Here is a 23,895-nt window from a genome sequence, read left to right on the forward strand (position 1 = left end):
CCCTCATGACAGACACGCTCACGCCCGCCGCCGCCTGGAAGCAGATGCAGGAAGGCAATCAGCGATTCGTCGATGACGCTCCCCGGCACCCCAATCAGGACGTCGCCCGCCGTAAGCACCTCGCCGCGGCTCAGCATCCCGTGGCGACGCTGTTCGGATGCTCGGACTCGCGCCTCGCCGCCGAGATCATCTTCGACCTCGGCCTCGGCGACCTGTTCGTCGTGCGCAACGCCGGTCAGGTGATCGGCGAGTCGATCGTCGCGAGCCTCGAGTACGCGGTCGCCGTGCTCAACGTCCCGCTGATCGTGGTGCTCGCGCACGACTCGTGCGGTGCCGTGCGCGCCGCCATCGACGGAACGGCCATCGACGCCGCTCCCCTGCCTCCGCACATCTGGAAGCTCATCGCGCCGATCGTGCCCGCCGCCCGCAAGGTTCTGGTCGAGAACGGCGGCACGACCGTCGACGAGATCGATGCCGACCTGGTCGGTCAGGAGCACCTGCGCAACACCGTGAGCGACCTGCTGCAGTCGTCCGAGGTGATCTCCAACGCGGTCGCCGAGGGCCGTCTGGGTATCGTCGGCGCCAACTACCGCCTGTCCGAGGGCACCGCGATGCCCATCATCACGGTCGGAATCGACACCGACGCAACCGACTGAGCCGGGGAGTCGACTGGGCAGGGAACCGCTCAGTCGAGAACCGGCTGAGCCGACATCGACTCAGCCAGAATCGACACCGAGGGGCACGACCCCGCAACCAAGGAGGGTTCGGAATGACCGACACACACCAGCACGGCGGCGATGAGTCGCAGTACCGCATCGAGCACGACACCATGGGCGAGGTTCGCGTGCCCGTGAACGCGCTCTACGGTGCGCAGACACAGCGCGCGGTCGAGAACTTCCCGATCTCGGGCAAGGGCCTCGAGTCCACCCAGATCGCCGCGCTCGCGCGCATCAAGAAGGCCGCGGCGCTCGCCAACAAGGAGCTCGGCACGCTCGACGGCGCCATCGCGGACGCGATCGCGCAGGCAGCCGACCAGGTCGCGTCCGGTGCGCACGACGCCGAGTTCCCGGTCGATACCTACCAGACCGGTTCCGGCACGTCGTCGAACATGAACATGAACGAGGTCCTCGCGACGCTCGCCACCCGCATCCTCGGCGCCAACGTGCACCCGAACGACCACGTGAACGCCTCGCAGTCGTCGAACGACGTGTTCCCGACCTCCGTGCACATCGCCGTGACGCAGGCACTCATCGACACGCTGATCCCCGCTCTCGACCACCTCGCCGTCGCCTTCGAGGCGAAGGCTGAGCTGTGGAAGGACGCCGTGAAGTCCGGCCGCACCCATCTGATGGACGCGACGCCCGTCACCCTCGGCCAGGAGTTCGGCGGTTATGCCCGCCAGATGCGACTCGGCATCGAGCGCGTGCAGTCGGCTCTCCCCCGTGTCGCCGAGGTTCCGTTGGGTGGCACGGCCACCGGCACCGGCATCAACACGCCTCTCGGATTCCCGCAGAAGGTCATCGAGCTGCTCGCCGCCGAGACCGAGCTGCCCATCACCGAGGCGAAGGACCACTTCGAGGCCCAGGCCAACCGCGACGGCCTCGTCGAGGCATCCGGTGCGCTGCGCACCATCGCGGTCTCGCTGACCAAGATCAACAACGATCTGCGCTGGATGGGCTCCGGCCCCAACACGGGGCTCGGCGAGCTGCACATCCCCGACCTGCAGCCCGGATCCTCGATCATGCCGGGCAAGGTCAACCCCGTCGTCCCCGAGGCCGTGCTGATGGTCTGCGCCCGCGTGATCGGCAACGACGCGACCGTCGCCTGGGCCGGCGCATCCGGCTCGTTCGAGCTCAACGTCGCCATCCCGGTCATGGGCACCGCCGTACTCGAGTCGATCCGTCTGCTGGCGAACGCCTCGCGCGTGCTGGCCGACAAGACCGTCGACGGACTGCAGGCCAACCTCGACCGCGCAGCCGCGTTCGCGGGCATGAGCCCCTCGATCGTCACGCCGCTCAACAAGCTGATCGGCTACGAGGCCGCGGCCAAGATCGCCAAGCACTCGGTCGCGAAGGGCATCACGGTGCGCGACGCCGTGATCGACCTCGGCTACGTCGAGCGCGGCGACCTCACGCTCGAGCAGCTCGACGAGAAGCTCGACCTGCTGTCGATGACGCACCCGGGTTGATCTCGACGCGCTGAGCGCCCCGATTCGCGGACTTCGTCCCGATCTGCGCACCATTCCCGGTGGATGGCGCGCAGATCGGGACATGCTCCGCAGATCGGGGCGCTCGTCTGTTTCTGCACCGATGTCGGATGAGAACGGTGGCACCCCGACTCTGTGCGGATCGGTCTCGACGGATGCCGTGGACACGCAGAATCTCAGTCATGCTCTCTGCCGCCGACACCATCACCCGCCTCGGCGGACTCGCCCGCGGCGCCCATCTGCAGACGCTGGGCTTCACGAGACGCGCGTTGTCGCGCGCCGTGAAGCGAGGTGAGATCGAGCGCGTCCGTGATGGCGTGTTCGCGTCCGGCCGGATCGATCGTCAGGTGCGAGCAGCCACGGCCCACGGAGGCGCACTGACCTGCGCGAGTGTGCTTCAGGTGCTGGGGATCTGGGTTCTCGCGCCCGTGAGCGTGCCGCACGTCTGGCTCGGCAGAAGTCGCCACGCGCATGCTCACGATGCGTGCCGGTGTGTGTCTCACTACTATCGGGGCGTCCCACCCCTCGGACAGGCCACCGTCGAGGTCGCCCTCGCGCACTTCCTACGGTGCGCAGGAGATGAGGCCTTCTTCGCGGCCTACGAGTCAGCCTTGCGCCTCGGACTGCTCACCAGAGCCGCACAGGCCAGGGTCCGAGCGATGATCCCGGCCGCGGCGCGGTGGCTCGTGGATCTCGCACTTCCGCACTCGGACAGCGGCCTCGAGTCGCTGCTTCGGCTGCGTCTGCATGTGCTCGGCATCCGCCTCGAGTGCCAGGTGTCGATCTCCGGAGTCGGCCGTGTGGACTTCGTCGTCGGCAGCAGACTGATCCTCGAGACGGACGGGACAGAGAACCATGACGGCGCGTCGCTGAGGCACAAAGACCTCGTGCGTGATGCATCGGCCTCTGCGCTCGGCTACGAGACCCTGCGCTTCGACTACGCACAGGTCATCCACGACTGGCCGACGGTGCAGGCGGCGATCCTCGCAGCTCTCACCCGCCTGAATGCCCATGCGTGACCCGATTCACGGACCCGGTCCCGATCTGCGGGCACTCCCCCGGGGCGCGGACGCAGATCGGGACGAAGTCCGCAGATCGGGACGGATCCGCCAGCTGCGGTCAGCAGCAGCGGGTCCCGGGGTCTGCATCCTGTGCGGCATAGTGCGCCCGCCAGAACTCGCGCTCGCTGAGCGGCTCATGATCGGGATGTCGCGTCCGCTCGTGGGCGACGTAGGCCGCATACCGCGACTGCCCCGTCACACCGTTCACGTACCAGGCGACGGTCCGCCACACCCGGCGCGCAGCATCCGCGACAGCGACGACCATCAGTGCCCCCTCGTCGGCTGGGCGGACGAGGGCAGCGCAGCCCACTGCTTCTCGACCGCGCGCTCCTCCGCCGAAGCGAAGAGCCCGGCCGGGGCGAACCGTCGCGACGGCAGCTCGGCGTCCTCATGATCGACGACGGGACCAGGACGCAGCGCTCGAAGGACCTTCACGAGCGAGATCGCGATGACGATCACCGACAGCACGAGGAACGTCACCGAGAGGATGCCCTGGATCATCGTGTTGCGAACGACAGCCTCCATCGCCGCGACGCTCGTCGCGGTGCCGAACGAGGTCTCCCCGGCCGCGAGAGCGTCACGGAACGCGACGTGGTTCGCGAAGTAGCCGACCTGCGGCACCGTCGAGAAGATCTTCTGCAGAGATGCGGTCACCGTGACCACGGTGACGAACGCCAGTGGCAGTGCGACCACCCAGAGGACCGTGAAGGTGCGTCTGCGTGCCACGATCGTCAGGACGACCGCGAGCGCGATCGCGGCGAGCAGCTGGTTCGCGATGCCGAACAACGGGAACAGGGTGTTGATGCCGCCGAGCGGATCCGTGACCCCCATGATGAGCACCGCGCCCCAGCCGGCGACCATGACCGCCGTGCAGATCCACGCTCCCACCCGCCACGAGGTGTCTTTGAAACGAGGGATGACGTTGCCCACCGAGTCCTGCAGCATGAAGCGTGCGACGCGGGTGCCGGCGTCCACCGCGGTCAGGATGAACAGAGCCTCGAACATGATCGCGAAGTGGTACCAGAACGCCATCATGCCGGTGCCGCCGATCCACTGCTGCATGATGTGCGCGAGGCCGAGTGCGAGGGTCGGCGCGCCGCCCGTGCGCGAGACGATCGATTCCTCCCCCACCGCCTCAGCTGTGCTCGTGAGCATCTCGGGCGTGAGGTTGACCCCGGTCAGGCCGAGACCGTTCACGAACGCCACCGCACCTTCGACCGTGCCGAGGGTCGCCGCGGGCGAGGAGTTCATCGCGAAGTACAGCCCGCGATCGATCGAGATCGCGGCGACGAGCGCCATGATCGCCACGAACGACTCCATGAGCATCCCGCCGTAACCGATGAAGCGGGTCTGCTTCTCCTTCTCGATCATCTTCGGTGTGGTGCCCGACGAGATCAAGGCGTGGAAACCGCTCAACGCTCCGCACGCGATGGTCACGAAGAGGAACGGGAACAGTGCTCCCGCCCACACCGGCCCGGTCTCACCACCCGCGAACTCGCTGAACGCAGGCACCGTGATCTCGGGACGCACGAACACGATCGCGACGGCGAGAGCGACGATCACGCCGATCTTCATGAAGGTCGAGAGGTAGTCGCGAGGTGCGAGCAGCATCCACACCGGGAGCACCGCGGCGATGAAGCCGTAGATGATGATGCCCCACGCGATCGTCGTGCGATCGAGCGTGAAGATGGCCTGGCCCCAGTCGGTCTCTGCGACCATGCCGCCGCCGATGATCGCAGCCATCAGAAGGACGAAGCCGATGAGCGAGACCTCGGTGATCTTGCCGGGGCGGATCCAGCGCAGGTAGGCACCCATGAACAGGGCGATCGGAATGGTCATCGCCACCGAGAACACACCCCAGGGGCTCTCGCCCAGTGCGTTCACGACCACCAGGGCGAGGATCGCCGTGATGATGATCATGATGAGCAGCGTCGCGATGATCGCTGCGGTGCCGCCGAAGCGTCCGAGCTCGTCTCGGGCCATCTGGCCGAGCGAGCGCCCGCCTCGGCGCATCGAGAAGAACATCACGAGGTAGTCCTGCACGGCGCCTGCGAGCACCACGCCGACGATGATCCAGATCGTGCCCGGCAGGTACCCCATCTGGGCCGCGAGCACCGGCCCGACGAGAGGACCGGCACCCGCGATGGCGGCGAAGTGGTGTCCGAAGAGCACGCGACGGTCGGTCGCGACGTAGTCCTTGCCGTCTGCCTTGTATTCGGCGGGGGTCGCGCGCCGGTCGTCGGGTTTGACGAGATTGCGCTCGATGAACTTCGAATAGAACCGGTAGAAGACGAGGTAGGTGCAGACGGCGGCGAACACGAACCAGATCGCGTTCACGGTCTCACCGCGGACGATCGCGAGCATCGTCCACGCGACGCCCCCGAGAATCGCTATCGCCGCCCAGAGCACGATCTTCAGCGGCGTCCACCGCGGTCTCTCATCCACCGCCACGGGCGGCAGCTGCTCGTCATCCACGGTCTTCGTCGCATCGCTCATCGCGCATCACTCCATCGTCTGCGGTTGATGCCCCGAGCCTAAACCTGGGCCCGGCGATAAGGAACGCGGATCGCCGGGGCATGTCCCGGACGCGTGAGAGCGGATGCCGCGACATCGCGGCATCCGCTCTCCGACTGTCTCAGCTGAGCTCGCCGCCCTCGAGGAGCTCGGTGACCAGGGCCGCGATCGCCGAGCGCTCGGAACGCATGAGCGTCACGTGCGCGAACAGATCATGCCCCTTGAGCGTCTCGATCACGCTGGCGATGCCGTCATGGCGACCGACCCGCAGGTTGTCGCGCTGCCCGACATCGTGCGTGAGGATGACGCGCGAGTTCTGTCCCATGCGGCTGAGCACCGTGAGGAGCACGTTGCGCTCGAGCGACTGCGCCTCGTCGACGATCACGAAGGCATCGTGCAGCGATCGCCCGCGGATGTGAGTGAGCGGAAGAACCTCGAGGATGCCGCGTTCGACGACCTCTTCCATGACGTTGCCCGAGACGACCGAGCCGAGCGTGTCGAAGACCGCCTGGCCCCAGGGACCCATCTTCTCGCCCTGATCGCCGGGGAGGTACCCGAGCTCCTGGCCGCCGACGGCGAAGAGCGGGCGGAACACGATGATCTTCTTCTGCTGCTGTCGCTCGAGCACCGCCTCGAGTCCGGCACAGAGGGCGAGCGCCGATTTGCCCGTTCCGGCTCGCCCGCCGAGCGAGACGATGCCGACATCGGGATCGGTCAACAGATCGATCGCGATGCGCTGCTCGGCCGAGCGCCCGTGCATCCCGAAGATGTCCCGGTCGCCGCGCACGAGCCGGTACTCGCCGTCGCCGGTCACACGGCCGAGTGCCGAGCCCCGCTCCGAGTGGATGATGAGTCCGGTGTTGACCGGAAGGCCACGGGCATCCTCGCTGATGCCGACTTCGCTCTCGTAGAGGTCGCTGATCTCGTCGCCCGAGAGGTCGAGGGACGTGATGCCCGTCCAGCCGGAGTCCACCGCCTGCTCGGCGAGGTACTCCTCGGCCCTCAGACCGAGCGACGCCGCTTTCACACGCATCGGGAGGTCTTTCGAGACGATGGTCACGTCCTGACCGTCCTGCGCGAGGTGCATCGCGACCGACAGGATGCGCGTGTCGTTGTCGCTGAGCCGGATACCGGCAGGGAGCACGGACGCATCGGTGTTCGCGAGCTCGACGCGGAGCGTGCCGCCTTCGCCGACCTCGACGGGGAAGTCGAGTCGACCGTGCTCGATGCGCAGGTCGTCGAGGTGCCGCAGAGCCTGGCGAGCGAAGTAGCCGATCTCCGGGTCGTGGCGCTTGCCCTCGAGCTCGGTGATGACGACGACCGGAAGGACCACCGAGTGCTCGGCGAACCGGAAGAACGCCTGCGGATCGCTCAGCAGGACCGACGTGTCGAGCACGTAGGTCCGCAGATCCTGATCGGAGTCTGCGGACGCGGCTCGCGTCGTCGTCTTACGGGTGGACTGCTGCGCGGTGCTGGACTGCTGCGCTGTACGTGAGGTCACGACCCACTCCCGACCCGGGAGAATCCCGGTTGTTCGAACGAGTCGACCAGGGGGTCACGAGTCGTCAACCTGAGGCCGACCCGACGGGCACCTTGCCCGATGACTAGAAGCTACGACCAGGCACCGACATTTCGACGCGTCGACACGCCACGGTTTCGTTACAGGTTCGTGAACGGACTGTTGCCGTAGGCGTCGAGCGTCTGCGCGAGCAGATCGATCGTCGCCTGCCCGGTGCCTGCGTGCGGGGCCAGCCGGAGCGACGCCCCACGCGCGGTGATCGAGATCCCGGCGTTGGCGAATGCCGCCGCGAGCCGAGCAGGCTCGGCCGGTGCCAGAGCCACGATACCCGCGCGACGCTCGCGCTCCCTGGGCGACGTCACCGCGATCCCCTGCCGATCGGCGAGCTCGATGATCGTATCCACGTGGTCGGCGATGCGCGCCTCGATGTCGGCGACGCCCGCGGTGCGCACATCACCCGCCCCGGACGCGAGCCGACCGGCCGCCAGGGTGTCGGGGCCGCTGACGGTGAAGGCCTGTGCAGACGGCGACGGCGCAGGCAGATCGTCGACCGGGAGGCCGGGCGCCGCGGAACCGGTGATGCCGCTCAGAACCGGCGCGATGCGTTCGCGCGCGGTCGCCGAGAACCGAGCGAATCCGCTGCCCCTCCCGGCGCGCAGCCACTTGTAACCGTGCCCCACGACGACATCGGCGGCCGCGTAGTCGGCATCGACGACTCCGACCGACTGCACGGCGTCGACGATCAGCAGGCGCTGAGGTCCCAGGAGCTCACGCAGCGCCGGCAGGTCCGCGCGATAGCCGGTGCGGAAGTCGACATGGCTGACGACCAGCGCGGTGACGTCGTCGTCGAGCGCTTCGGCGACGGCATCCACCGTGATGCGACCGTCATCGGGGGTCAGCCAGCGCGGCGTGAGCGCGCCCCGCGAGGCGGCGGAGGCACGTTCGAGCGTGAGGCTCACACTCGGGAACTCGGCGCTGCCCGCCATGACATGGCCGCGCAGACCGAACATCGCGTGCATGAGACCGTGGGTCGACGAGGGCTGCAGCGTGATGTCGGCGGCATCGCCGCCGAGCAGCTCCGCGACAGCCTGCTGCGCCTGCGCCACGCGCTCGGCGACCAGCGCGAGTGACGACGGGCGCCCGCTGGCGAGCAGATCGGCGTCTGCGAAGACCTCATCGCGGACCGACGACGAGAGCGGGCCGAACGCAGCCCAGTTGAGATATCCCTGTTCCTCATCGAACGTGGCGAGGTAGTCGTCGAAGGCGCTCATCGCGTCATTCTGGCATGCCGAGACAGCGCACGATGTCAGCGCCCGTACCGGCGGTCACGATCGGCGAAATCACGAATGGCGCGCAGGAAGTCGACCTGACGCAGATCGGGGCCGAGCGCCTCGACGAAGTAGAACTCGCTGTGCGCGCTCTGCCACAGCAGGAAGTCGCTCAGCCGCTGCTCTCCGCTGGTGCGGATCACGAGATCGGGATCCGGTTGTCCCCCGGTGTAGAGGTGCTCGCCGATCATGTCGGGCGTGAGATGCGCGGCGAGGTCCTCGATCGTCCCACCGGATGCCTGATGCGCGGTGACGATGCTGCGCACGGCGTCGACGATCTCGTTGCGGCCCCCGTAGCCGACGGCGAGATTCACGTGCAGTCCTGTGTGGTCTCGCGTGCGCTCCTGAGCATCGGCGAGGACTCGCGCCAGCTCCGGAGGCAGAATGTCGGCGCGGCCGACGTGCTTGACACGCCAGTTGCCCTCACGCGACAGCGCCTCGGCGAGTTCCGCGATGATCTCGATGAGATCGGCGAGCTCCGCAGAATCGCGCTTTCGCAGATTGTCGCTCGACAGCAGATACAGGGAGACGACGCGGATTCCGAGCTCATCGCACCACCCGAGGAACTCTCGCATCTTCGCCGCGCCCGCGCGATGACCCTCGGCGGGTGTGGCGTATCCGAGCTGCCGCGCCCAGCGACGGTTCCCGTCGATCATCATCGCGACGTGATGGGGGACGGTCGAGGGGTCGAGATGGCGGCGCAGCCTGTTGGTGTAAAGCCGGTACAGCGGCCCTCGCCCCTGTCCCTCGCGTGTCATCACCTCCCTACGCTATCGTGCTGCGCTTCGGAAGGCAGGAGGTGGATGCTCAGGATATGTACGCCTGGTGGAATGGCGTGCCGCCTAGAGTGAGCACGTGAGCACACCCGAGTCCTCAGCACAGGATCTGCCCCAGCTGCCGCTTCTCGATGAAGCGGCTCATGATGCGCAGGTCGACATCAGACCCACCTGGCGGGGCTGGATCCATGCGGGCACTTTTCCGGTCGCGATCGTCGCGGGCGTCGTCCTCATCATCGTCGCTCAGGGCGGCGCCGCCAAATGGGCGGCCGCCGTCTTCATGGCCACCTCACTGCTCCTCTTCGGCAACTCGGCGCTGTATCACCGCTTCGAGTGGAACCCGAGGGTCAAGGTCATCCTGAAGCGCATCGATCACGCGAACATCCTGCTGCTGATCGCCGGCACGTACACACCGCTCGCCGTGCTCGCCCTGCCACCGGGGAAGGGCGCGCTGCTCCTCATCCTGGTGTGGAGCGGCGCCCTGCTGGGAATCCTGTTCCGGGTCTTCTGGATCAACGCCCCGCGGTGGCTCTACGTGGCGCTGTATCTGCTGCTCGGATGGGCGGCGGTCATGTACATGGCGGACCTGCTCGTCGCGAACGTCTCTATGATGATCCTCGTCATCGTCGGTGGACTGCTCTACACGGGCGGCGCGATCGTCTACGCGCTCAAGAAGCCGAATCCGTGGCCGGGCCGCTTCGGATTCCACGAGATCTTCCACGTGTGCACGGTTCTCGCGTTCCTCTGTCACTGGACGGCATGCCTGCTCATCGCACTCGAGCCGTTGAGTCCCTCGCTCGGGGCCTGATCGCGCTCGAGGGCGCCGGCCTCAGCGCTTCTCGGGGTCGTCAGCGCTTCTCGGGCTCGTCGTCGCCCTCACGGACGACGGGGAGATCGGCGTCGGTCTCGGTGGCCTCATCGGCAGCGCGTGCCGCCTCTTCGGCGTCGAGCTCCTCACGGACCTCTTCGCGGTAGCGCACTCGGCGGATCCGGCGGTTCATGTCGAGGATCAGCAGGATCACCGCGATCAGGACCACGATGACGGCGGCGAACCCCACGAAGCCGGGGGTGACGAGCTCCGGAGCCACCGTCATCGAGGGCGTCGGCATCGGGGTCTCGGTCAGAACGAGCATGGAATCTGCCTTTCACGCACAGGTCGCATAACCTGTAATCACCAGCCTAACGACCGGAAGACCCCCCTTGTGACGACCGCACAGCAGCTCGACGAACGCTATGGCCGTACGCGGCGACGCAGATGGCCCTGGATCGTGGGGATTCTGGCCGCCGTGGCGCTGGTCGCGGCCCTCGGTTGGAGCGTCGTCTCCACCCAGATGAACTCGGTCGACTCCGATGACCTCGGCTTCGACCTGATCGACGAGCACAGTGTCGAAGTGCGCTTCCAGGTGACCGGCGTGCAGGGCAAGGACGTGGGTTGCGTCGTCGAGGCGCTCGACGAGGAGTTCGGCGTCGTGGGCTGGAAGGTCGTCGAGATCCCAGCCGGCGACAGCCACTCGCAGACCTCCTCAGTGACGGTGCCCACCGTCGGCGAGGCCACGACAGGTTTGGTGAAGGCCTGCTGGGTCGCTTAGACTCGACGCAGACAGACGACGCCCTGGCACCGTGCCGGGGCGTCTTGGCATATCCCCCGCGGACCGTGGGCGGGTACCTAACGAAGGAGCTTCGTCATGTCCACTGACGCTCAGGTTCCCTTCCTCACGCAGGAAGCCTACGACCGGCTCGTCGCCGAGCTGGAACACCTCTCGACCACGGGACGCGACGAGATCGCCAAGCGCATCGAGGCGGCGCGCGAAGAGGGCGACCTCAAGGAGAACGGCGGATATCACGCCGCGAAGGACGAGCAGGGCAAGCAGGAGGCCCGCATCCGCACCCTCGAGGGACTGCTCAAGACCGCGAAGGTCGGCGAGGCTCCGGCCAGCCGCGGAATCGTCGAGCCCGGCACGGTCGTGACCGCGCTCGTCGCCGGCGGTGAAGAGGTCTTCCTGCTCGGCAGTCGTGAGATCGCGGCCGGCGGCAGCGACCTCGACGTCTACAGCGAGGCCAGCCCGCTCGGACAGGCGATCCTCGGCCTCAAGGTCGGAGAGAAGTCGTCGTACGAGGCTCCGAACGGCCGCTCGATCTCGGTCGAGATCGTGAACGTCGAGACGTACACGGGCTGACCCCCGAAAGCACGAGAAGAGGCCCTGTCCTGATGGACGGGGCCTCTTCTCGTGTGGCTGACCGAGTCGGGTCAGTCGGGGACGATCATCGGCTCGAACCCCGCACGGCGGAGCGTGTCGAGCGTGTGCTCGGAGTGCTCGGCACCGCGGGTCTCGACGCTGAGCTCGAGGATCACCTCGCTGATCTGCAGTCCGTGTCCGTGCCTCGTGTGCATGGCCTCGATCACGTTGGCTCCCGCCTCGGCGATGAGCTCCGACACCCGAGCGAGCTGACCGGGGCGGTCGGGCAGCGGGATGCGGATCGTCAGGTAGCGGCCGGATGCCGCGAGACCGTGCGAGACCACCCGCTGCAGCAGGAGCGGGTCGATGTTGCCTCCGGACAGGACCGCCATCGTCGTACCGGTCGCCGACACCTTGCCTGCGAGGATCGCCGCGACGCCCGCGGCCCCCGCGGGCTCGACGACGACCTTGGCCTGCTCGAGCAGGATCAGGATCGCGCGCGCGAGATCGTCGTCGGAGACCGTGACGACCTCGTCGACGAGGTCCTTGATGATGTCGAACGGGATCGCGCCGGGGCGGGCCACCAGGATGCCGTCGGCGATGGTCGGCCTGGTCTCGATGTCGACCGGATGCCCGGCGTCGAGCGAAGGCGGCACGGCTGCGGCGTTCTCGGCCTGCACACCGATGATGCGCACCGAGCGCCCGCGCTGGGCGGCCCTGGCCTTGACCGCAGCGGCGACCCCGGCGATGAGACCGCCTCCACCGATTCCGAGCACGATCGTGTCGACCTCGGGAGCGTCTTCGAGCAGCTCGAGTCCGAGAGTGCCCTGACCGACGACGACGTCGCGGTGATCGAACGGGTGGATGAGCATGGCTCCGGTGCGCTCGGAGAACTCCGAGGCGAGGCGGAGTGACGTCGCCACGGTCTCGCCTTCGAGCACGACCTCGGCGCCGTATCCTCGCGTGGCGAGCAGCTTCGGCACGGGCACCCCGATGGGCATGAAGATCGTGGCGGGGATTCCCAGTGCCTGGGCCGCGAGAGCGACCCCCTGGGCGTGGTTGCCGGCCGATGCCGCGACGACGCCGCGAGAGCGCTCCTCGGCGCTCAACCGCGACAGGCGATACGCCGCGCCCCGGATCTTGAACGAGCCGGTGCGCTGCAGGTTCTCCATCTTGAGCAGCACGGGCGCCCCGAGAATGTCGGACAGCGCGCGCGACGGCAGCGTCGGCGTGTGCGTGATCACCTCAGCCAGACTGTGAGCTGCGCTCTCGAACTCGGTCAGGCTGGGGACTGCGCTCATCGATTCCTCCGTCGTGTTTCGCGCGGAACTGTGCTCCAGATCAGGTCTGCATCGGGTTGGTCGCCGGTTCGCCACGAGCCGGTGCTGACGGTCACCGCGGCCACATTCACGAACGCCGCGAGCGGCACCGCGAACAGGGCTCCCGGGATCCCGCCCACCATCGACCCACCGGCGACGACGAGGACGACGGCGAGCGGATGCACCTTGACCGCCGACCCCATCAGGATCGGCTGCAGGATGTGGCCCTCGAGCTGCTGCACGCCGAGCACCACGGCCAGCATCGCGAGCGCGATCCACGGACCGTTGTAGACGAGGGCGAGGAGCACGGCGATCGCGCCGGTGACGACAGCACCGACGATCGGGACGAAAGAACCGAGGAACACCAGTACGGCGACCGGGATCGCCAGGGGAACACCGAGCAGCGCCGCGCCGACTCCGATGCCGACCGCGTCGATGGCCGCCACGAGCAGCTGCGTGCGGGCGTAGTTGACGATGGTGGCGAAGCCGTTGCTCGCCGCGGCATCGGCGGCGGGCCGCGCGGCACGCGGGAAGAGCCGCAGCGTCCACTTCCAGATGCCACGCCCGTCCGCGAGGAGGCAGATCAGGATGAACAGCGAGAGCACCGCCCCGGTCACGACGTGCGCGGCCGTGGTGCCGACAGCGAGAGCGCCGTTGAGCAGCGCCTGCGTCTGCTCGTTGATGATCTGCAGGCCCTGGTCGATGTAGCCCTGGATCTGGGTCTCGCTGAGGTGCAGGGGTCCGGTCAGCAGGAACTGACGGAACTCCTCGATCGCCGCCGAGCTGCGCTCCTGCACATCCGGCAACTGCGCTCGCACCTGCCAGATCACGAGCCAGAACAGCAGCGAGACGATCGTCAGCGTGCCGATGAGCGCCAGCGTCACAGCCAGCCAGCGGGGGAAGCGGTGCCGCAGCATCCACTGCATCGCGGGCCACAGCAGCGCCGTGATGAGGATGCCGACCATGAGGGGGATGACGAGGAGCTTGAGCTCGATCACGAGCCAGATGATGCCCGCGACAGCAGCGGCGATCAGAAGGAGCCGCCAGGCGTAGGCCGCCGTGATGCGCAGGCCGACAGGCACCGCCTCGTCGGTCGCGGTGGCCGCGGGACGATCCGGGGCTGCGGCGCGCGGACGGAAGAGATCCCTCAGTCTCGGACGCTGCTCTTCGCTCATCGCCCAAGTCTACGGCGCGGCCACCCGCGGTCTTGACGAGCGTTACGGTGTCGGTGCCCGGCGATACGCTGACGACGTGACCGACACTCTCAGCGCCAGTCAGGCACGACGGATCGCGCTCGCCGCGCAGGGATTCACGCGTGCCCGACCGAGTTCCGTGTCCGCGAGGCATATGCACCGGGTCATGGGCAGGCTCGGTGTGCTGCAGATCGACTCGGTCAACGTGTTCGCGCGCTCGCACTACCTCCCGATGTTCTCGCGACTGGGTGCGTACGACCCGGCACTGCTGGATCGGGTGTTCCACGCGCGAACGACTCACTACGTCGAGTACATGGCTCACGAGGCCACCTTCATCCCCGTCGAGGACTGGCCGCTCTGGCGGTTCCGCATGGACGACTTCCGCGCTCGCTGGGCCGGCCCCGACTCCTGGATGAGCACCAACGCCCGTACGCTGCAGTGGGTCCGGGACGAGCTGCGCGGTCGAGGACCGCTCCGTCCGGCCGACCTGCGAGCCGACGCTCCGCGCGAGCGCGGCACCTGGTGGGACTGGGACGACGTGAAGCTCGCCCTCGAGCATCTCTGGCGCACGGGCGATGTCGCGATCAGCGGACGCAAGGGATTCGAGCGCAGCTACGCTCTCGCCGAGAACATCATCCCCGCCGGAATCCTCTCCACGCACGTACCCCGCGATGAGGCGATCCGCGAGCTCACCCGACGCGCGGCACGATCCTCCGGGGTGGCGACCCAGTCCGACCTCGCCGACTACCACCGCATCCGTGACCGCGCGGCGGTATCGCGATCGATCGCCGACCTCGTCGACGAGGGCGAGCTGCTGCCCGTCGCCGTCCGCGGATGGGACCGCGCGGGCCGGTCGATACCGGCATGGCGTCACCGCGAAGCGGTGCTGCCCCGCCGCGTCGATGCGGCCGCGCTGCTGACCCCCTTCGACCCGATCGTCTGGTTCCGAGATCGGGCACTCCGTGCTTTCGAGCTCGACTACCGCATCGAGATCTACGTGCCCGCCGAGAAGCGGCGATACGGGTATTACTCGCTCCCCGTGCTCGTCGGCGATCGGATCGTCGCTCGTGTCGATCTCAAAGCCGACCGCGCGACGTCGACCCTGCAGGTGCAGTCCGCGTGGTGGGAGCCTCAGGCGAATCCCGCTGAGGACGCGGAGCGGATCGCCGTCGAGCTCGCTCTCGCGGCATCCTGGCAGGGTCTCGCGCACATCTCGGTGTCGGGCTGGGGTTCCGCGGCCGAGAGTCTGCACGCCGCTCTCTCCTTCCAGCCCGACGCATCGGTCCGCCGTCACGTGCACGCCAGAGAGCGCACGTCATGAACCGCCGAGTCGCATGGGCCGTGGCCGGCACCGCCGCTGCTCTCGTACTCGCCGGCGCAGCGGTGTGGGTCTGGCAGGCGTCGAGCGACCCGCCCTCGCCCGTCGAGTCGCCCGTCGCGTCCGCTCGACCGAGTCCGTCTGCCGACCCGCAGGAGCTCGCCCAGCAGACGCTCGAGGCGCAGCTCGAGGAGTGCGCAGGCGAAGTGATCGTCGGCGGCGCCGCACCCGAGGGATGCGGCATCCGGATCCCCTGGGGAACGGAGTTCGCGGCCGTCGACGAGACCCGCTTCCGTATCGAGCGGATGCCCGTTCTCGAACTGGCCGACAGCGACTTCGTCGCCCGGGGCGGCGTGCTCGTCGCGACGGTCACCGGTACGGGACAGGACGGGGCGGCGAAGACGGAGACCTACCGCACCGAGTCGTGGTCCGTCCGGGGCGACGTCATCATCTCGGGCGCACAGGTCGACCTCGACATCTGGTGACGTGCGCCTCCACGTCGCGATCCGAAAACGCCGAAGGCCCGATGCGATGCGCATCGGGCCTTCGGCGTCGGAATCAGAACTGCACGCGAGGCGGTTCGGAGATCGCGCCGCTGTCGGCGACCTCGAAGAACTCCCGCTCGGTGAAACCGAGTCCCTTCGCGAAGAGGTTGTTCGGAAAGACCTTGATCTTGGTGTTCAGCTCACGCACCCCTCCGTTGTAGAAGCGGCGTGCGGCCTGGATCTTGTCCTCGGTGTCGACGAGTGCCTGCTGCACCTGAAGGAAGTTCTGGCTCGCCTGCAGCTGCGGATACGCCTCGGCGACCGCGAAGAGACTGCGGAGTGCCTGCTGGAGGTGGCCTTCTGCGATTCCGGCCTCACCGGGACCGCCGGCGGAGAGGGTCTCGGCTCGGGCACGCGTGACGTTCTCGAACACCGCCTTCTCATGCGACGCATACCCCTTGACCGTCTCGATCAGATTGGGGATCAGATCAGCTCTGCGCTTGAGCTGCACCGTGATGCCGCTCCATGCCTCATCGACACGGACCTTCAGCTGCACCAGCGAGTTGTACGTCGCCCAGAGGTAGATTCCGACGAGCAGAATCACACCGACGACGATCAGTACTGGCACGAGCCATTCCATCAGAGGCCCACCCTTCCTCGTGTTTCTCTCATCCTATCCGCGCAGTCTGCACGCCGACTGGGTGCGCGCCGCGTGCAGACGGGGTGCCTCACTCCCCCAGCACTCGATCGAGATACCGGTTCGCGAATCGTCTCTCGGGGTCGAGTCTGTCGCGCAGCGCGACGAAGTCGTCGAATCGCGGATACCGATCACGCAGCTGCGCCGCGTCGAGCGTGTGGAGCTTGCCCCAGTGCGGCCTGCCTCCGTGCTCGAGCATGATCTGCTCGACCGCTTCGAAGTAGGCTGTGGGATCGGCCCGCCAATAGCGATGGACCGCGACGTAGCCCGTCGCTCTGCCGTGCGCCGTCGAAAGCCATCGGTCGTCTTCCGCCGCGAAGCGCACCTCGATCGGGAACTCGATGCGCCATCCCCGCTGCTCGATCAGCTCCTTCACGGCGCAGAACGCCGGGATCACGTTCTCCGCGGGCAGCGCGTACTCCATCTCTCGGAAGCGCACGGTGCGACTCTGCGTGAGAACCCGGTGGGACCGATCGACATACTGACGGTCACCCGTGAGCGTCACGGCGAGCCTGTTGAACGGAGGCGTGATCGCCGGCACGAGCTGTGCTCCCGCGCAGATCATGCGGTAGACGCCGTTCGAGAGCAGCGTCTCGTCGATCCATCGGCCGACGACGGGCAGCGGCTGCCGCCTGGTGGACTCCGGCATACGGGTCTGCCGCTTCGTCAGGGCGACCTCGGTGTGCGGGAACCAGTAGAACTCGAAGTGATCTGAGGATGCGACGCGATCGTCCATAGTGGCCAGCACGTCGTCGAGCGGAACGGGCTCGTCGACGGCGCTGAGCGCATACGCCGGCACGCACTGCAGCGTGATCTCGACGATGATCCCGAGAGCGCCGAGTCCCAGCGAGACGGCCGGGAGCAGCTCGGGGCTGTTGTTCTCGTCCACGCGGAGGAAGTCACCGGATGCCGTGACCATCGTGACGCCCACCACCTGGGTCGCGAGACCGCCGAAACCGGATCCGGTGCCGTGGGTTCCGGTCGATACCGCCCCGGCGATCGACTGCCGGTCGATGTCTCCGAGGTTCTCCATCGCGAGCCCGTAGGGAGCGAGCAGCGCCGGGATGCGGTGCAGCCGGGTTCCGGCGAGCAGCGTGACCCGCCCGCTCTGCTGATCGGCCGCGACGAGTCCCTGCATGTCGTCGAGTTCGAGCAGCACTCCGGGTGCGATCGCGATGCCTGTGAAGCTGTGTCCCGCGCCCACCGCCTTGATGCTGAGCCCGTGCGCGAGAGCTGCCGTAATCGCTCGCTGCACGCCTTCCGGGCTGCGCGGGCGCTCGACGCGGAGCGGCCGGACCTGTGCGGAGCGTCCCCAGTTCTGCCACGTGCCGCCGATCCTCGTCACAGGAACGCCTTCCCCTCGCCGCGGTATGTCGGCAGTTCGTCGACGACCTCGTCGCCGGACACCAGGTGGTACCGATCGATGCGCTCCGCAGGCTCGCCGCTCTTCGAGTGACGGAACCAGACGCGATCCCCGATGCCGAGCCCCGTTGCGGCCCGCCCCTGCAGCGGCGTCTGCACCTCGCCCGCGGCCTCGCGGGCCAAGGTCCGCAAGCCCTGCGGCCAGACCGGCAGCGGTTGCCGCGACGCCAGGGCCGGGCCCGAGGCGATCCACCCGCCACCGAGGACCGTGGCGATGTCGACGGCAGGCCGACGGACGACATCGAACGCGAACGCCGAGGCCGGCGCCGGACGGAACGAACGGTACCCGTCGAACAGGTGACCCCCGAGGAGTCCGCTGCCCGCGCTCGCTTCCGTGAGCGACTCGTCGCTGCCTGTGAACTCGAGCGATCCGGTCCCTCCGCCGTTGAGGAACTCCAGCGGCGCGACATCCGAGAGTGCCGCCACGATCGCCGCCCGACGCTCGCGGAGTTCGGCGCGGGAGCGTGACTGCACGAACCGGATCAGCGGCGCATCCGGACCGGCGTCATCGCCCTGCCCGGCGATCTGCGCTTCGTACATCTGCAGGCCGACGAGAGTGAAACCGGGGCGCCGGACGATCTGTCGGGCGAAGGCAGCGACCTCGCCGGCGCTGAACAACGCCGACCGTCGCACCCCGATGTGCCCGAGCGTGGCCGAGCGCCACGAGGCGTCGGCATCGATCGCCACCCTGATGTCCGGTCGACTGCCCGCCGGCGCGACGCTGTCGACGATGTCGAGGTGCACAGGATCGTCGACCATGAGCGTGATGCGTCTCGCCGCTCCCTCTGAGGAGAACAGCTCTGTCAGGGCGACGCGGTCGACCGTCGGATACCCGATCACGATGTCGTCGTGGGTCTCGGCCAGCCAGAGCGCCTCCGCGAGTGTGAACGCCAGGATGCCGCGATACCCCGGCAGTGCGAGCACGGCGTCGAGCACCGCCCGCACGCGGACCGACTTCGACGCGACGCGGATGGGCAGACCGCCCGCGCGGACGAGGAGATCCATCGCATTGTGCTGCAGGGCGTCTCGATCGATGACCGCCACAGGGGCAGGCAGATGACCGGTCGCCGCGGACAGGCGTGGCCAGTATCGAGAGGGATCCTGCCACTCCGGAGCGACGGACGAGGGTCCCCGGTCAGGGCTCAGATCAGCGGTGAGGTCGAGCACTCCCCCACCCTACGGCGTGGGTGGACCGAGGGTCATGCTTTTCGGGACCGGGTCGCACGGGGCCATGATCGTCGACGCTGCGGAGGACATACGGTCTCTCGCTCCGTGTACGCTGAGCCAGGGCATCGGCCGCACGCCCCCGTAGCCCAATGGCAGAGGCAGGCGACTTAAAATCGCTTCAGTCTGGGTTCGAGTCCCAGCGGGGGCACCCACCTGCGAGACCGGGACTCAGCGCCCGAAGAGATCTCCGATCCCAGGGATCCCGAGGTCGCCCAGCTTCTGGCCCCACTCTCCCGCGGTGTCGCCGAATCCGGACACGGCCTCTCCTGCCGATCCGAGCACACCCTCGGCTGCGCCCGACACTCCGTCGACCGCGCCCGAGACTCCCTCCGCCGCGCCGGAGACCAGATCCTCTGCTCCGAGACCGCCGGCGATCGCCTCGAGGTCGACGCCCTGCGCGAGTGCATCGAAATCCACGCCGAGACCCGCAGCCTGTTCGAGCAGAGGACCGGCGACCGCACTCGTCACCGCTCCCATGGCCACCACTCCGAGCACGCCGACGGCCGCCCCACCGACGACGCCGGCGGCACCGACACCTCGCACGCGCGACAGCAGTCCCCGCATCCGCCCGGGTCCCGCAGCCTCGGTGCGACCGGCGGCTCGGGCGAGGTCGAAGGCGGATGCCGATGCCGGCCGCTCATGCGGCGGCAGCTCCGCGTTCATGCGCTCCTGCACCTGGGCGCGCTGTGCCGGCGTGAGACGCGAGAACGCCTCGCGGTGGATCTCCTCGACACGGTGCGGATCCGCGGTCTGCAGCAGATAGTCATAGCGGGCGATCGCCGCGCGATCGGCATCCGTGCCTCCGCGCCGGGATCCGCCGGCGCCCTGCGTCCGGGCAGTCGCGCCGGATGCGGGCGGCGGGCTGTACGGGTCGCGGACGCCTCCCCGTGCGGGGGGCGCGTACCGCGAGGTCTCCGACGGGCGTGCGTCGCCCTTCTTGCCATCGAGGTCGAGAGCCTGTGAGGCCATTCCGATCAGACGGTCGAGCATTCCCATGGTCGTACTTCCTTCGTGTGGCGTGTGAACAGCCACCGGACGCACGACCTCGGAGGGCAGGGGTTCGACGGCTGTCCGCGGATACGGACGCCAGGTCTCCTCCACCCGAGAAGGGCCGGTGGGCCGGGACACGACTTCATGCCCGTAGTGACGACGCCACCGCAGTCGGGAGTACTCCCCTTGCGAGCATCACCGTAGCGGGTCCGGCTATGAATACGGTGCGAACAGGCGATGCCGCCCGCAGACGACGAATGCCCCGATCCGCTGGGATCGGGGCATTCGTGAGAACGGCGCGTCTACTTCGCGGCAGTCGCCTCGACGGGCTTCTTCGCCGTGGCCTTCTTGACCGGCGGCTCCGCCTTCGCGGCCGGAGCTGCGGTCGGCGCCGGGGCGTCGGCCGCAGGACGCGGACGCGCGGCGAACTCCTCGAAGACGTAGCGCGGGTTCTGCACGGTCTCGAGGTTCACCAGGTCGCGGCCGAGCCACAGGTTGTTCCACCACCCCCACACCACACGGAACTTGCGCTCCCACGTCGGCATCGCGAGGCCGTGGTAACCACGGTGCGCGACCCAGGCGACGAAACCCTTGAGCGCGATCTTTCCGGACTGGAAGACACCGTTGTAGAGACCGAGGCCCGCGACGGCGCCGAGGTTCTTGTGGAAGTACTCCTTCGGGTCCTCACCGCGCAGCACGGCGACGAGGTTCTTCGCGAGCAGCTTCGCCTGACGCACCGCGTGCTGAGCGTTCGGCACGCAGAAGCCGCCGACACCGCCACCCGAGAGGTCGGGCACTGCCGAGACGTCGCCGGCTGCCCAGGCACCCTCGACGAATGCCTCAGGCGTGCCGACGCGCAGATCTGCACGGGTCTGGATGCGACCGCGCTCTTCGATCGGGAGGTCGCCGCCGCGCACGACGGTCGGGTTCGCCATGACGCCGGCGGTCCAGACGATGAGGTCGGTCGGGATGACCTCGCCCGTGGAGAGTTCGACGTTGCCGTCGACGGCGCTGGTGAGCTGCGTGTCGAGGTGCACGTTGGCACCGCGCTTCGCGAGGTCCTTGAGCACCCACTCGCTCGTCTGCAGCGAGACCTCGGGCATGATGCGGCCCATCGCCTCGATGAGGTGGAAGTGCGTGTCCTCGAAGCTCAGCTGCGGGTACTTCGAGACCAGCGAAGAAGCGAGCGAGCGCAGCTCCGCGAAGACCTCGATACCGGCGAAGCCACCGCCGACCACGACGACCGAGAGCAGACGGTCGCGCTCGGGGCCTGCGGGCAGCGAAGCGGCCTTGTCGAAGTTCGACATGAGACGGTCACGGATCGCGACGGCCTCTTCGATCGTCTTGAGGCCGATCGCGTTGTCGGCGATGCCCGGGATCGGGAAGGTGCGCGAGACGGCACCGGCCGTCACGACGATCTGGTCGTACGCGAACTCGTACGGGTCGCCCACGGGAGGGGTGATCGTCGCGACCTTCTCGGCGTGGTTGATGCCCGTCACCTTGGCGGTGAGGACGTTCGTGCGCTTGAGGTGACGACGGTGCGCGACCACCGAGTGGCGGGCTTCGATCGAGCCGGCGGCCACCTCGGGGAGGAACGGCTGGTACGTCATGTACGGCAGCGGGTCGACCATGGTGACGTCTGCTTCACCCTTGCGAAGGTGCTTCTCCAGCTTCCACGCCGTGTAGAAGCCTGCATAGCCTCCACCGACGATCAGAATCTTGGGCACAGTGCTGTTCTGAGGCACAGGGGAACAACTCCTCGGGAGTCAGGGATGTGGCGTGCGAGCGCGCGCCGATCGGATGCGCCGGGCAGCTGCGGTGACGCCAAGCGCTACCAGGATACCAGGGACCGTGAGCGCGATGAGCGGCAGGGTACCGTAACGCAGTGAATCAGCGCTGGGAAGCAACGGTGAACCCGGCTCGGTCGGGGCGTCTGCGGCAGGCAGCGGCGGAATCGTCACCGGCGTCACGGTGGGCACGGGCTGCGGCTCGGACTCCGCGCGGCGGAAGAGCCGGACCCATTCCGCGAGGTCGCCCATGGGATTCGAGTCGACCGCCGGGACGTCCGAGCTGATCGCCGCCTCGGCATCGATGAGCCCGTACCCGTAGAGCGGGTCGGGCGTGCGCGTCATGCCCTCGACGGGGATGGCGGTGCGGATGATGCGGTTGATGACGTTGGCCGCGTCGAGATCGGGGTGCGCGGATCGGATCAGCGCGGCGATGCCGGCCACGATCGGCGCCGCGCCGCTCGTGCCGCTCCATCGGGCCACGTCGCCGTCCGCCGAGACGCCGCGCAGCCCCTCGCTCGGCGCGGCGATGCCGATCGTGATGCCCTGGGTCGAGGCCTCGAGGCTCGCGGTTCCCGTCTGATCGACGCCACCCACGGTCAGCACGCCGGGGATCGTCGCCGGAGCACCGATGATGTTGGTCCCGCTCCCCCTGTTGCCCGCGGCGACGACGACCACGACGTCGTGCTCGAACGCGTACAGGAAGGCGTCGTCCCAACTCGGGTCCCAATCGAGGGTGTTGGTCGTGAAGGAGAGGTTGATGATGTCGGCGCCGTTGTCGACGGCCCAGCGCATGCCCTTGGCGACCTGCTCGGTGAACGGCACGCGCGCCGCCGCGCCGAATCCCACCGAGATCGACAGGAGGTTCGCCTCAGGGGCGACGCCGATCATGCCCGTACCGTCCGCGGCGCCTCGTCCTGCGGCCAACGACCCGACCCAGGAGCCGTGGTTGCCGTCGATCGCGCCGAGCGGCGTGCGGCCGTCGGGCGTCCCCGTGCCGGACACGTCGGTGCCGCCGATCACCGCCTGATCGAAGACCCCGGGCACGCTCGCGATGCCCGTGTCGATCACGGCGATCGTCACGCCCTTCCCGCGCGTCGTGTGCCAGGCGTCGCGGATTCCCGCGCCGTCGAGCCAGTACTCCGATGCGCGAACGGGGTCGGAGGGATCGTCAGGAACGGGTGGAGGTGTCGGAGTGGGCGACGCCGTCGAACCGAGGAGCAGCACGGATGCCAGGACCGCCGCGATCGCGACGGCGCCACGGAGCATCCGGCGCGGCCTCATGCCGACGAGTCCTCGACCTCACGCACGGCAGCGCCGGGGGCCTCGCAGCGGCAGCGGTCGGGCGACCATGAGGACCGCTCGAGCGCCCGGTCCCCGATCGGGTTCACGCCGGGACCGGCAGCGAGAGCATGTCCCGCCAGCGCGTGCAGGCACTTGACGCGTGTCGGCATGCCGCCGGCGGAGATGCCGTCGATCTCGCTGACGTCACCGAACTGTGCACGATCGGCGAGATACGCCTCGTGCGCCGAGAGGTAGGCTGCCGCGACGTCCGCGTCGTCGGCGAGCAGGGCCGCCAGCTCGGGCATCACCTGCGTCGCCTCGAGCGTCGACATCGCCGCCGTCGCCGCCGGATGGGTCAGGTAGTAGAAGGTGGGGAAGGGCGTGCCGTCAGGCAGCCGAGGCGTCGTCGCGACGACGGTGGGGTTGCCGCAGACGCACCGTGCGGCGATTCCGACGACACCGCGTGCGGGCCGCCCCAACTGGGCCGACACCACGGCGAGCTCGGCGGTCGTGGGGGCAGCGAAAGGCGGGGTGGTCACCCGTCCAGCGTACGGGAGACGACCGAGAGGATGCTCGAAGCGAGCCGCCGGCA

23 protein-coding genes and 1 tRNA gene are annotated in these 23,895 nt (G+C 68.3%); 9 read left to right on the forward strand and 15 right to left on the reverse strand.

Annotated features, from left to right (window positions below; genetic code table 11):
• Positions 1-5: 5 nt before the first annotated feature.
• From IXW21_RS13640 to IXW21_RS13650, 3 genes are all read left to right on the forward strand, one after another.
• Positions 6-656, forward strand: a complete 651-nt coding sequence (locus tag IXW21_RS13640) for a carbonic anhydrase (RefSeq protein ID WP_194764794.1) — start codon at positions 6-8, stop codon at positions 654-656.
• A 113-nt stretch (positions 657-769) separates the two neighbouring features.
• Positions 770-2,188 carry a class II fumarate hydratase gene (locus tag IXW21_RS13645; RefSeq protein ID WP_194764795.1) on the forward strand — a complete coding sequence of 473 codons (1,419 nt, stop codon included), beginning with the start codon at positions 770-772 and terminating at the stop codon, positions 2,186-2,188.
• 200 nt (positions 2,189-2,388) lie between these two features.
• Complete coding sequence (locus tag IXW21_RS13650) at positions 2,389-3,225, forward strand: DUF559 domain-containing protein (protein WP_194764796.1); 837 nt, start codon at positions 2,389-2,391, stop codon at positions 3,223-3,225.
• Positions 3,226-3,325: 100 nt separating this feature from the next.
• Here IXW21_RS13650 and IXW21_RS13655 read toward each other — a convergent pair whose 3' ends face one another.
• The 5 genes from IXW21_RS13655 to IXW21_RS13675 all read right to left on the reverse strand — a co-directional run bounded on the left by IXW21_RS13655 (position 3,326) and on the right by IXW21_RS13675 (position 9,386).
• Positions 3,326-3,532: a YbdD/YjiX family protein gene (locus IXW21_RS13655; RefSeq protein ID WP_194764797.1), complete on the reverse strand. Its 207-nt coding sequence runs from the start codon at positions 3,530-3,532 to the stop codon at positions 3,326-3,328.
• On the reverse strand, positions 3,532-5,763 hold the full coding sequence (locus IXW21_RS13660) for a carbon starvation CstA family protein (RefSeq protein WP_194764798.1): 2,232 nt from the start codon (positions 5,761-5,763) through the stop codon (positions 3,532-3,534). Before IXW21_RS13660 ends, IXW21_RS13655 begins: the two co-directional genes overlap by 1 nt.
• Before the next feature lie 139 nt (positions 5,764-5,902).
• Positions 5,903-7,282: a PhoH family protein gene (locus IXW21_RS13665; RefSeq protein WP_194764799.1), complete on the reverse strand. Its 1,380-nt coding sequence runs from the start codon at positions 7,280-7,282 to the stop codon at positions 5,903-5,905.
• Between the two features lie 158 nt (positions 7,283-7,440).
• Entirely contained in the window at positions 7,441-8,571 is a 1,131-nt protein-coding gene (locus IXW21_RS13670; RefSeq protein ID WP_194764800.1) for an aminotransferase class V-fold PLP-dependent enzyme, read from the reverse strand.
• 35 nt (positions 8,572-8,606) lie between these two features.
• The gene (locus tag IXW21_RS13675) at positions 8,607-9,386 is read right to left on the reverse strand and encodes an isoprenyl transferase (RefSeq protein ID WP_194764851.1); all 780 of its coding nucleotides are present in this window, start codon (positions 9,384-9,386) and stop codon (positions 8,607-8,609) included.
• Between the two features lie 97 nt (positions 9,387-9,483).
• Between IXW21_RS13675 and trhA the strand changes: the two genes are divergently transcribed.
• Positions 9,484-10,212: a PAQR family membrane homeostasis protein TrhA gene (trhA, locus tag IXW21_RS13680; protein WP_323742256.1), complete on the forward strand. Its 729-nt coding sequence runs from the start codon at positions 9,484-9,486 to the stop codon at positions 10,210-10,212.
• A 40-nt stretch (positions 10,213-10,252) separates the two neighbouring features.
• Here trhA and IXW21_RS13685 read toward each other — a convergent pair whose 3' ends face one another.
• Complete coding sequence (locus tag IXW21_RS13685) at positions 10,253-10,537, reverse strand: hypothetical protein (RefSeq protein WP_194764801.1); 285 nt, start codon at positions 10,535-10,537, stop codon at positions 10,253-10,255.
• A gap of 69 nt (positions 10,538-10,606) precedes the next feature.
• On the opposite strand from IXW21_RS13685, the gene IXW21_RS13690 reads away from it, so the two are divergent.
• Positions 10,607-10,993 carry a DUF4307 domain-containing protein gene (locus tag IXW21_RS13690; protein WP_194764802.1) on the forward strand — a complete coding sequence of 129 codons (387 nt, stop codon included), beginning with the start codon at positions 10,607-10,609 and terminating at the stop codon, positions 10,991-10,993.
• Positions 10,994-11,089: 96 nt separating this feature from the next.
• Positions 11,090-11,581 (forward strand): transcription elongation factor GreA, encoded by a 492-nt coding sequence (gene greA, locus IXW21_RS13695; protein WP_194764803.1) that lies wholly within the window; start codon positions 11,090-11,092, stop codon positions 11,579-11,581.
• Between the two features lie 71 nt (positions 11,582-11,652).
• Here the strand turns inward: greA and ilvA are convergent, their stop codons facing one another.
• Positions 11,653-12,882, reverse strand: a complete 1,230-nt coding sequence (gene ilvA, locus IXW21_RS13700; protein WP_194764804.1) for a threonine ammonia-lyase — start codon at positions 12,880-12,882, stop codon at positions 11,653-11,655.
• Positions 12,879-14,075: an AI-2E family transporter gene (locus IXW21_RS13705; RefSeq protein ID WP_194764805.1), complete on the reverse strand. Its 1,197-nt coding sequence runs from the start codon at positions 14,073-14,075 to the stop codon at positions 12,879-12,881. Before IXW21_RS13705 ends, ilvA begins: the two co-directional genes overlap by 4 nt.
• Positions 14,076-14,151: 76 nt before the next feature.
• Here IXW21_RS13705 and IXW21_RS13710 point away from each other — a divergent pair, with 76 nt between their 5' ends.
• Complete coding sequence (locus IXW21_RS13710) at positions 14,152-15,414, forward strand: winged helix-turn-helix domain-containing protein (RefSeq protein WP_194764806.1); 1,263 nt, start codon at positions 14,152-14,154, stop codon at positions 15,412-15,414.
• Entirely contained in the window at positions 15,411-15,896 is a 486-nt protein-coding gene (locus tag IXW21_RS13715) for a hypothetical protein (RefSeq protein ID WP_194764807.1), read from the forward strand. Before IXW21_RS13710 ends, IXW21_RS13715 begins: the two co-directional genes overlap by 4 nt.
• Before the next feature lie 73 nt (positions 15,897-15,969).
• On the opposite strand, the gene IXW21_RS13720 is transcribed toward IXW21_RS13715, so the two are convergent.
• The 3 genes from IXW21_RS13720 to IXW21_RS13730 all read right to left on the reverse strand — a co-directional run bounded on the left by IXW21_RS13720 (position 15,970) and on the right by IXW21_RS13730 (position 19,182).
• Positions 15,970-16,536, reverse strand: coding sequence for a LemA family protein (locus IXW21_RS13720; RefSeq protein WP_194764808.1), 567 nt, complete (start codon positions 16,534-16,536; stop codon positions 15,970-15,972).
• Between the two features lie 88 nt (positions 16,537-16,624).
• Positions 16,625-17,938, reverse strand: coding sequence for a D-arabinono-1,4-lactone oxidase (locus tag IXW21_RS13725; RefSeq protein ID WP_194764809.1), 1,314 nt, complete (start codon positions 17,936-17,938; stop codon positions 16,625-16,627).
• Entirely contained in the window at positions 17,935-19,182 is a 1,248-nt protein-coding gene (locus IXW21_RS13730; RefSeq protein ID WP_194764810.1) for an alanine racemase, read from the reverse strand. The genes IXW21_RS13725 and IXW21_RS13730 overlap by 4 nt, the downstream gene beginning before the upstream one ends.
• A 135-nt stretch (positions 19,183-19,317) precedes the next feature.
• Here IXW21_RS13730 and IXW21_RS13735 point away from each other — a divergent pair.
• Positions 19,318-19,390, forward strand: a tRNA-Leu gene (locus IXW21_RS13735).
• Between the two features lie 20 nt (positions 19,391-19,410).
• On the opposite strand, the gene IXW21_RS13740 is transcribed toward IXW21_RS13735, so the two are convergent.
• From IXW21_RS13740 to IXW21_RS13755, 4 genes are all read right to left on the reverse strand, one after another.
• Positions 19,411-20,238: a cation-transporting ATPase gene (locus IXW21_RS13740; RefSeq protein ID WP_194764811.1), complete on the reverse strand. Its 828-nt coding sequence runs from the start codon at positions 20,236-20,238 to the stop codon at positions 19,411-19,413.
• Positions 20,239-20,534: 296 nt separating this feature from the next.
• Complete coding sequence (locus tag IXW21_RS13745; protein ID WP_194764812.1) at positions 20,535-21,959, reverse strand: NAD(P)/FAD-dependent oxidoreductase; 1,425 nt, start codon at positions 21,957-21,959, stop codon at positions 20,535-20,537.
• Positions 21,960-21,998: 39 nt separating this feature from the next.
• A complete protein-coding gene (locus IXW21_RS13750; RefSeq protein ID WP_228528523.1) occupies positions 21,999-23,288 on the reverse strand; it encodes a S8 family serine peptidase in 1,290 nt (429 codons plus the stop codon).
• 11 nt (positions 23,289-23,299) lie between these two features.
• Positions 23,300-23,842, reverse strand: coding sequence for a DUF501 domain-containing protein (locus IXW21_RS13755; RefSeq protein ID WP_194764814.1), 543 nt, complete (start codon positions 23,840-23,842; stop codon positions 23,300-23,302).
• Positions 23,843-23,895: the final 53 nt, after the last annotated feature.

Origin of the sequence: Microbacterium sp. UFMG61, from assembly GCF_015354505.1 — a bacterium.
Taxonomy (GTDB): domain Bacteria; phylum Actinomycetota; class Actinomycetes; order Actinomycetales; family Microbacteriaceae; genus Microbacterium.

What these genes read in the sequence shown, in the direction of transcription:
- IXW21_RS13640 (WP_194764794.1), top strand. Translation starts at nt 6, where the DNA reads ATGACAGACACGCTCACGCCCGCCGCCGCCTGGAAGCAGATGCAGGAA.
- IXW21_RS13645 (WP_194764795.1), top strand. Translation starts at nt 770, where the DNA reads ATGACCGACACACACCAGCACGGCGGCGATGAGTCGCAGTACCGCATC.
- IXW21_RS13650 (WP_194764796.1), top strand. Translation starts at nt 2,389, where the DNA reads ATGCTCTCTGCCGCCGACACCATCACCCGCCTCGGCGGACTCGCCCGC.
- IXW21_RS13655 (WP_194764797.1), bottom strand. Translation starts at nt 3,532, where the DNA reads ATGGTCGTCGCTGTCGCGGATGCTGCGCGCCGGGTGTGGCGGACCGTC.
- IXW21_RS13660 (WP_194764798.1), bottom strand. Translation starts at nt 5,763, where the DNA reads ATGAGCGATGCGACGAAGACCGTGGATGACGAGCAGCTGCCGCCCGTG.
- IXW21_RS13670 (WP_194764800.1), bottom strand. Translation starts at nt 8,571, where the DNA reads ATGAGCGCCTTCGACGACTACCTCGCCACGTTCGATGAGGAACAGGGA.
- IXW21_RS13675 (WP_194764851.1), bottom strand. Translation starts at nt 9,386, where the DNA reads ATGACACGCGAGGGACAGGGGCGAGGGCCGCTGTACCGGCTTTACACC.
- IXW21_RS13685 (WP_194764801.1), bottom strand. Translation starts at nt 10,537, where the DNA reads ATGCTCGTTCTGACCGAGACCCCGATGCCGACGCCCTCGATGACGGTG.
- greA (WP_194764803.1), top strand. Translation starts at nt 11,090, where the DNA reads ATGTCCACTGACGCTCAGGTTCCCTTCCTCACGCAGGAAGCCTACGAC.
- ilvA (WP_194764804.1), bottom strand. Translation starts at nt 12,882, where the DNA reads ATGAGCGCAGTCCCCAGCCTGACCGAGTTCGAGAGCGCAGCTCACAGT.
- IXW21_RS13705 (WP_194764805.1), bottom strand. Translation starts at nt 14,075, where the DNA reads ATGAGCGAAGAGCAGCGTCCGAGACTGAGGGATCTCTTCCGTCCGCGC.
- IXW21_RS13715 (WP_194764807.1), top strand. Translation starts at nt 15,411, where the DNA reads ATGAACCGCCGAGTCGCATGGGCCGTGGCCGGCACCGCCGCTGCTCTC.
- IXW21_RS13720 (WP_194764808.1), bottom strand. Translation starts at nt 16,536, where the DNA reads ATGGAATGGCTCGTGCCAGTACTGATCGTCGTCGGTGTGATTCTGCTC.
- IXW21_RS13740 (WP_194764811.1), bottom strand. Translation starts at nt 20,238, where the DNA reads ATGGGAATGCTCGACCGTCTGATCGGAATGGCCTCACAGGCTCTCGAC.
- IXW21_RS13750 (WP_228528523.1), bottom strand. Translation starts at nt 23,288, where the DNA reads ATGCTCCGTGGCGCCGTCGCGATCGCGGCGGTCCTGGCATCCGTGCTG.